Source organism: Levilactobacillus suantsaiihabitans (assembly GCF_004745505.1).
GTDB classification, from domain to species: Bacteria; Bacillota; Bacilli; order Lactobacillales; family Lactobacillaceae; genus Levilactobacillus; species Levilactobacillus suantsaiihabitans.
The window spans coordinates 106,561-114,851 of record NZ_RKLX01000010.1 but is presented as its reverse complement, the minus strand read 5'-3'; the positions used below and the strand labels follow the sequence as shown (position 1 = coordinate 114,851).

General features: G+C 51.0%; 7 protein-coding genes. 6 read left to right on the top strand and 1 reads right to left on the bottom strand.

All coding sequences use genetic code 11. The features are described from left to right. The first annotated feature begins 283 nt into the window (after window positions 1-283). From tig to EGT51_RS07550, 4 genes are all read left to right on the top strand, one after another. Window positions 284-1,588 (top strand): trigger factor, encoded by a 1,305-nt coding sequence (gene tig / locus EGT51_RS07565; protein ID WP_135368114.1) that lies wholly within the window; start codon window positions 284-286, stop codon window positions 1,586-1,588. 190 nt (window positions 1,589-1,778) lie between these two features. Beyond that, complete coding sequence (clpX, locus tag EGT51_RS07560) at window positions 1,779-3,035, top strand: ATP-dependent Clp protease ATP-binding subunit ClpX (protein WP_135368116.1); 1,257 nt, start codon at window positions 1,779-1,781, stop codon at window positions 3,033-3,035. 179 nt (window positions 3,036-3,214) lie between these two features. Beyond that, a complete protein-coding gene (gene yihA, locus EGT51_RS07555; RefSeq protein ID WP_135368113.1) occupies window positions 3,215-3,808 on the top strand; it encodes a ribosome biogenesis GTP-binding protein YihA/YsxC in 594 nt (197 codons plus the stop codon). 2 nt (window positions 3,809-3,810) lie between these two features. Next, window positions 3,811-4,110: a nucleoside triphosphate pyrophosphohydrolase family protein gene (locus EGT51_RS07550; RefSeq protein WP_125577228.1), complete on the top strand. Its 300-nt coding sequence runs from the start codon at window positions 3,811-3,813 to the stop codon at window positions 4,108-4,110. A 117-nt stretch (window positions 4,111-4,227) separates the two neighbouring features. Here EGT51_RS07550 and EGT51_RS07545 read toward each other — a convergent pair whose 3' ends face one another. Next, window positions 4,228-4,416 (bottom strand): SPJ_0845 family protein, encoded by a 189-nt coding sequence (locus tag EGT51_RS07545; RefSeq protein ID WP_135368112.1) that lies wholly within the window; start codon window positions 4,414-4,416, stop codon window positions 4,228-4,230. Between the two features lie 153 nt (window positions 4,417-4,569). Between EGT51_RS07545 and uvrC the strand changes: the two genes are divergently transcribed. Continuing rightward, window positions 4,570-6,387, top strand: a complete 1,818-nt coding sequence (gene uvrC / locus EGT51_RS07540) for an excinuclease ABC subunit UvrC (protein WP_135368111.1) — start codon at window positions 4,570-4,572, stop codon at window positions 6,385-6,387. An 87-nt stretch (window positions 6,388-6,474) separates the two neighbouring features. Beyond that, complete coding sequence (gene obgE / locus EGT51_RS07535) at window positions 6,475-7,770, top strand: GTPase ObgE (protein WP_135368110.1); 1,296 nt, start codon at window positions 6,475-6,477, stop codon at window positions 7,768-7,770. Window positions 7,771-8,291: the final 521 nt, after the last annotated feature.

Sequence of the window (8,291 nt, the reverse complement as noted above, 5' to 3'; positions counted from 1 at the left end):
TTTCCTCGCTTTCAATTGGTTTCGACGACTTGATTGTAGCACAGAGGTGATATGCCTCTTTTTTATACAAAAATGGCGTCGATGGAGTTCTCCATCAACACCAAATATCATAGAACCTTTTCAATTTGTGATTTTTCTCGGAAAATATTGCAAAGAATCCGCGCCATTCACGGTGTTTCAGCAAAAATCATTTTACAATTTGGGTAGCATAAGGTACACTAATACAGTATGCAATTGCTAGAATTGTAAATAGTAATATCTTTTCATTTCGGAGGGAAAATTAATGGCTGCAAAGTGGGAAAAAAAGGAAGCTAATCAAGGCGAATTAACCTTTGAAATTGCTCCTGATAAGATCAAGGAAGGCTTAGATAAAGCATTCCAACGCACCAAGAAGAATTTAGCGGTTCCAGGTTTCCGTAAGGGCCGGGTACCACGTCAAATCTTTAACCAAATGTATGGTGAAGAAGCTTTGTACCAAGACGCTTTAAACATCGTCTTGCCAGAAGCTTATGATGCTGCCATTAAAGAAGCAGGCATCGAACCTGTCGACCAACCCCAAGTGGATGTTGAATCCATGGACAAGGGTAAGGCTTGGGTTTTAAAGGCCGTTGTGACCGTTAAGCCAGAAGTTAAGTTGGGCGAATACAAGAACTTGAGTGTTACGAAGCAAAACACGCGGGTTTACCAAAAGGACATTGACGCTGAATTAGAAAAGCAACGTCAACAACAAGCCGAATTAGTCTTGAAGGAAGACGAAGCCGCTGCTAAGGGCGATACTGTTGTGATCGACTTTGACGGTTACGTTGATGGCAAGCAATTCGACGGTGGTAAGGCTGACAACTACTCCTTGGAATTGGGCTCTAACTCCTTCATTCCTGGCTTCGAAGACCAATTAGTTGGTCACAAGGCTGGCGAAAACGTGGACGTTAAGGTCACTTTCCCTAAGGATTACCAAGCCGAAGACTTACGTGACAAGGAAGCCACTTTTAAGGTTACCATCCACGAAGTTAAGGAAAAGCAATTGCCTGAATTGGACGACGAATTCGCTAAGGACGTTGACGAAGATGTTGACAGCTTAGAAGAATTACAAGCCAAGACTAAGGATCGTCTGAAGGAACAAAAGACGAATGCCGCTCACGAAGCCATTGAAGACGAAGCTATCAGCGAAGCCGTTGATAACGCCGAAATCGGTGACATCCCAGAAGCTATGCTGAAGGATGATATCGACCGGCAAATGGATCAATACCTGGCTAACATGCAACAACAAGGTATCGAACCTAAGATGTACTTCCAATTGACTGGCACGACGCAAGACGACTTACGGAAGCAATTCACTGACGGTGCTGACAAGCGGGTCAAGACCAACTTGGTTCTTGAAGCGGTTGTTGAAGCCGAAAAGATCGAACCTTCCGAAGACGAAGTTGCTGCTGAAGTCAAGGACTTAGCTGCACAATACGGGATGGAAGAAAGTGCCGTTCGCAGTGCCCTTTCCGATGACATGCTGAAGCATGATATCGCCATCAAGAGTGCCGTTGACTTGATTGCCGACTCCGCCAAGCAAGACAAGAAGAAGGATGCCGAAGACTAATAATTGATTAGTCGGCGACTTGACCGGGATGACAGGCGATGTTGTCCCGGTTTTCTGTTATTTCCAGGCTGACGAGGCGAATTGATTTTCAGCGGCCGGCAACTGTGGTATAGTACACGATTGACGGGGAACCCAGTAATCAAAGAATCATTTAGTTAAGGCTTAAGCCTGGAGAGAAAGGGTGAGTTTATTGTTTGAAAACACCGACGAAACCAATGGCCCAGTAGTCTGCTCGTTTTGTGGGAAATCACAAGACCAAGTGCAGAAGATCGTTGCTGGCCCAGGTGTTTACATCTGTAACGAATGTATCGACCTTTGTAAAGAAATCATCGACGAAGAATTCAGCCAAGACGCTGCACAAGAAACGTTAACTGTGCCAACGCCAGCTGACATTGTCAAAACGCTTGACCAATACGTCATTGGCCAAACGGAAGCCAAGCGCACCTTGTCTGTAGCGGTATACAACCACTACAAGCGGGTCAATGAAATGGCGCAGGCTGACGATGAAGGCCCTGAACTGCAAAAGAGTAACATTGCGGTGATTGGACCCACTGGTTCCGGGAAGACTTACCTGGCCCAAAGCCTGGCGAAGATCTTGAACGTGCCATTTGCCATTGCCGATGCCACGACGCTGACGGAAGCCGGCTACGTGGGTGAAGACGTGGAAAACATCCTGTTGAAGCTGCTGCAAAACGCCGATTACGACGTTGACCGCGCGGAAAAGGGGATCATCTACATCGATGAAATCGATAAGATCGCCAAGAAGTCCGAAAACGTCTCCATCACGCGAGATGTTTCTGGTGAAGGGGTCCAACAGGCCTTACTGAAGATCTTGGAAGGGACCATCGCCAACGTGCCGCCTCAGGGTGGTCGGAAGCATCCCCAACAAGAATTCATTCAGATCGACACCACCAACATCCTCTTTATCGTGGGTGGGGCCTTTGACGGTATCGACGGCATCGTCAAGCGGCGTTTGGGTGACCAAACGATCGGTTTTGGCGCGGATACCAAGGAACAAAACGTCTTGGCTTCAGGTGATAGCCTGATGCAACACGTTATTCCAGAAGACCTGCTGCAATTCGGGTTGATCCCCGAATTCATCGGCCGGCTGCCAATCTTGACGGCACTGGAAAAGCTGGACGAAAACGACTTGGTCCGGATCTTGACCGAACCCAAGAACGCTTTGGTCAAGCAATACGAAAAGCTCTTGTCGTTGGACAATGTTGACCTGCAGTTCCAGCCAGCCGCGTTACGCGAAATGGCTAAGTTAGCCATCGCTCGCAACACCGGGGCCCGGGGCTTGCGGTCCATCATCGAAGACGTCATGCGCGACATCATGTTTGACCTGCCAAGTCGCAACGACGTGGCCAAGGTCATCATCACGGCGGATACGGTGACGAATCATGCCGAACCAGAATTAGTTTTGAAGGATCAAAAGGCTTCTTAATTTAGGAGCGTTGAAGTGACCGAGGAGAAATCTTCGGCCACTTTTTTTATGGGAAGACAAACGTTGGCGGGGCCGGGCTTTGGTCAAATGCTGGGAAAAATCCCGCCAGGTTTCTCCCATTTTTCGGGTCGTTGTGTGTTAGAATGGTGAAAGATATTTTGGAGAGGATGGACTAACTAATGGAAGTCAATCATGTAGAACTTGTCATGAGCGCGGTCGACCCCGTGCAGTACCCGACCACGGGGTACCCAGAAATTGCCTTGGTGGGTCGTTCTAACGTGGGTAAATCCTCGCTAACGAACGTCCTGATCAACCGGAATTCCTACGCCCGCACGTCGAGCCAACCCGGTAAAACGCAAACGCTAAACTTTTACAACGTGGAGGATCAGCTCTACTTTGTGGACGTGCCCGGTTATGGGTACGCGAAGGTCTCCAAAACGGAGCGTGAAAAGTGGGGGACGATGATCGAGACCTACCTGACGCAACGCGACCAGTTAAAGGGCGTTGTTTCCCTGGTAGACGCTCGCCACGCCCCAACCGAAGATGATGTCCAGATGTACCAGTGGTTAGCCTACTACGGCCTGCCAACGCTGATTGTGGCGACTAAGAGCGATAAGATCGCCCATGGTAAATGGAATCAGGCCGTCAGCCGGATCAAAAAGACGCTGGACCTGCCAAATACGGACAACATCATCATGTTCTCAGCACCCAAGAAGATCGGTAAGGATGCCGTTTGGAACTGGATCGAGCAACAAGCCTTTGGGGAGGAATAGACGTGGAATTTAATGAATATCAAAAGGCCGCCAACCGGACGCTGTACGGCAACGAACAAGTGTTGACCAACTGTGCGTTGGGGTTAGCGGGTGAAACGGGCCAGGTCGTGGACTTGGTGAAGAACTACACCTTCCACGGCAAGGACATGGATCACGACGCCATCGTCAAGGAAATGGGCGACGTGCTCTGGTACCTCAGCCAAATTTCCCAGTGGGCCGACATCGACTTTGATGAAGTCGCTCAAGACAACATCAAACGCCTGAATGCCCGCTATCCACATGGGTACCAACCGAATCACTAGCCCTGATGGCGACGAGAAATGAGCCGCCTGATCGTTCACCCAGTATGGGGTAATCATTTGTAAACAATAAAAAAGGACTCCCACCGGCAGAATGCCCGTGGGAGTCCTTTTCACAACCTAGTCGTGTTCGTGTTTTTGCTCGTGCTTGATCTGGTCATCCTTGATCAAGCCCTTACCCTTCTTGTCGTTCTTGTGTTCATCGTCGCGCTTCAAAAATTTATCGCGCTTCACATCAGTTGGGTCCATTTGGGCAAATTTACCGAACATGGAATCCAGGTCGTCTTGACGTTTAACCTTTAATGCCAAAGCGAACCACCTCCTTGCTTTTTCAGTAATCATAGCAGAATTAGACCGATTTGTCATTTTTCTAGCGGCCAGGGGGTTTTGCTTGCACCAAACAGACATTCGGCCTATACTTTAAAGGCTTATCGATTCGATTAAAAACGGGAGGGATCTTCCTTGGCGTCGGAATATTTGGAACATAAATTAGCGTTACTGCCGGGCCTTCCCGGCTGTTACCTGATGAAAAATATCAACAGTCAAATCATTTACGTGGGCAAGGCTAAGAACTTAAAGAACCGGGTGCGTTCTTACTTTAAGAGTAGCCATACCGGAAAAACCGCCCAGTTGGTCAGTGAGATCGTTGACTTTGAAACGATCATCACCTCGACCGACAAAGAGGCCTTCTTACTGGAAATCACGCTGATTCAAAAGCATCAGCCGTACTTCAATATCAAGCTCAAGCGGGGGACCGGGTACCCGTACATCAAGATCACCCACGAACGCGACCCCCAGCTCTTGTTGGTCAGTGACATTCGCAAGGACGGGGCCTACTACTTCGGGCCATATCCTAACGTGTATGCGGCCGAAGAGACTATGCACTTCTTACAAAAGGTCTACCCGCTACGCCGGTGTACCGGCTATCAGGGACGGCCGTGTCTGTATTACCACATGGGCCAGTGCCTCGGAGCGTGTTTCAAAGAGGTGCCCGAGGCCGATTACGACCATCAGATTCGCAAGATCAAATCCTTTTTAAATGGCAACGTGGCGCACGCCAAAAAGGAACTCAGCGAGCGGATGGCTGCGGCGGCCGGCAAGATGGAGTACGAACGGGCCGCCGAATTGCGCGATCAGATTCGCTACATCGAAGCGACCGTGGAAAAGCAAAAGATCATTTCTAACGACCACACGCCCCGCGACATCTTTAACTTTTATCTGGACAAGGGGTGGCTGTCGATCCAAGTCTTCTTCATTCGCCAGGCGCGGTTGATGAAGCGTGAAAAGCGGCTCTTCCCGGTCATCAACTCGGCCGAAGAGGAATTGGCCAGCTTCATTGTTCAATTCTATCAACGTAAGAACACGGTCTTGCCGCGGGAAATCCTGGTGCCTGCCAGCATCGACCATGAGGTGATCGAAGAACTGCTGAAAGTGCCCGTTAGAACGCCGCAGCGGGGGACCAAACGCGATCTGCTAGAGATGGCCGGCAAGAACGCCAAACTGGTCTTAGACGAGAAATTTCGGCTACTGGAGCTGGATGAAAGTAAGACCACTGGGGCCATGAAGGAGATCACGGACGCGTTGGGGATTGCGCCCGGTCACAAGATCGAAGCCTTTGACCACTCCCACATTCAAGGGGCGGACCTGGTTTCGGCAATGGTCGTCTTCGTTGATGGTCAACCCAATAAGAAGTTGTATCGGAAATACAAATTACGGACGGTCGATCACGCGGATGAAACGGCCAGCACACTGGAGGTCATTCGCCGGCGGTATGGGCGGCTCTTAAAGGAGCATGCGGCCATGCCTGATCTAATTTTGATGGATGGGGGCGACATTCAGATGAATGCCGTCAAGGAGGTCTTAGCCGACGAATTTGACCTGCATATTCCCGTCGCGGGGATGGTCAAAAATGACCACCATAAGACGGCGGACCTGTTGTTTGGTCCCGACGACCATCACGTGCACCTCGATCCCAAGAGCCAGGGCTTCTACCTGGTTCAACGGATCCAAGATGAGGTCCACCGGTTCGCCATCACCTTCCACCGGCAGGTCCACACCAAGCACTCACTGAGTTCACGGTTGGATCGGATCCCGGGGGTTGGCCCTAAGACGCGCAACAAGCTCTTGCGTAAGTTCGGCTCGACCAAGAAGATCGGTGAAGCGGATGTCGATGATCTGCGCAAACTCGGCATCAGTCAGACCGTGGCGCAAACCATCCACGTGACGCTGGCTGCGGAAACGGCGGAAATAAAAAGTCCCCGAACGCCAACCAATCTTTGACGTGGCGGCCGTTTGCCGGTATACTGGCTAGCAGGAGTCACACTGAGAAAGCAGCACACGCTGGTTTAGAAAACGAGGAATAAAATTATGTTTGTAGATCAAGTTAAAATTAACGTGAAGGCCGGTAACGGCGGGAATGGCATGGTGGCCTTCCGTCGGGAAAAATTCGTGCCCAACGGGGGTCCAGCCGGCGGTGACGGTGGTCGTGGTGGCAACATCATCTTCCAAGTCGACGAAGGCTTACGGACGCTGATGGACTTCCGGTATTCCCGGAAATTCAAGGCGAAAAACGGGGGCAACGGCGCCATCAAGTCCATGACCGGTCGCGGGGCCGAGGATACCATCATCAAGGTTCCTCAAGGCACCACGGTCATCAATTCGGAAACGGGCGCCGTCATGGCTGATTTGGTCGCCAGCGACGACTCTGCCGTGATCGCCAAGGGTGGTCGTGGTGGCCGGGGCAATATCCACTTTGCCTCACCCAAGAATCCGGCGCCCGAAATCGCTGAAAATGGGGAACCGGGTCAGGAATTCGAAGTTCAACTTGAGTTGAAGGTCCTGGCCGATGTCGGTTTGGTGGGCTTTCCGTCAGTAGGAAAGTCGACGCTGTTGTCCACGGTCACCAGTGCCAAGCCTAAGATTGCGGAATACCACTTTACCACGTTGGTCCCGAACCTGGGGATGGTCCGCTTGCCGGACGGCCGTGACTTTGTGATGGCCGATCTTCCCGGGCTGATCGAAGGGGCCGCCAACGGTGTGGGATTAGGTTTCCAATTCCTGCGGCACGTGGAACGGACGCGGGTCATCTTACATTTGATCGACATGAGTGGCTTGGAAGGGCGGAACCCTTACGAGGACTTTGAGAAGATCAACGAAGAGCTCAAGACCTACGATCCAGACATTTTGAAGCGGCCGCAAATCGTGGTGGCCAACAAGATGGACATGCCGGATGCCGCCGACAACCTGGCGCAATTCAAGGAAGACCTGAAGAAAGACCAACTCTTGGCGACAACGCCAGAAATCTTTGCCGTGTCTGCCTTGACGCACGACGGTTTGACGCCCTTGCTGGGTCGGACCGCGGATATCTTGGCCGAAACGCCACAATTCCCAGTCAAGCAGCCAGAAGTGGCCACGACGGCGGAATACACGTTCAAGCCAGAGGCCGAATTCACCATCGATCAAGACGCGGATGGCACGTGGATCTTGAGTGGGGCCAAGCTGGAGAAACTCTTCCAGATGACCGACATCAACCACGACGAAAGTCTCTTACGCTTTGCCCGTCAAATGCGCGGCATGGGCGTCGACGACAGTCTGCGTGAACACGGCGCTAAGAACGGCGACCTGGTTAAGATCGATGACTTCACCTTTGAGTACATGGCTTAGGTCGTTGACTTAGATTGAGCCTGAAGGTTGAAAGACGGAAATCAGCTGGAATTACTGTTAGCATGCGACTCATACCGTCAAAAATAGTCGGTTACAGCCTCGCAATGCGAACTGGCCGCCTTCCGTTCGCCAAATATGGGTTGGAACGCTGGGGCGGACGGGTCGAGCCAAAAGGCGGTCTCGACGCCTCGCTTTGAGCCGGAAGACACGTCTCAAAGACGCCAGTTTGCTAAGTGGCATGAATCGCGCCACTAAGCAAACTCCCACGGCTGAACCCATATTTGGCGAACTCCCGGCTACGGTGATGCGTCTCAATAACAGTCACTTTAAACCCAGGTGGTAGCTACATTGACGACTAGCCTTTTATTATCACGGTGTCAGAACACCGTCATTACGGCAACCAGCACGTTAATTTTAGGTTCAACCTTCAGATTAAGCTGTAAAGAAAAAGAATCGTCATCAAGAGAGGGAGATAAGTCCCAACTTTGATGACGATTTTTTTAATGGTCTATTGTGAACGC

Coding starts and splice junctions, on each gene's coding strand:
- obgE (WP_135368110.1), top strand. CDS start 6,475: ATGTTTGTAGATCAAGTTAAAATTAACGTGAAGGCCGGTAACGGCGGG.
- tig (WP_135368114.1), top strand. CDS start 284: ATGGCTGCAAAGTGGGAAAAAAAGGAAGCTAATCAAGGCGAATTAACC.
- yihA (WP_135368113.1), top strand. CDS start 3,215: ATGGAAGTCAATCATGTAGAACTTGTCATGAGCGCGGTCGACCCCGTG.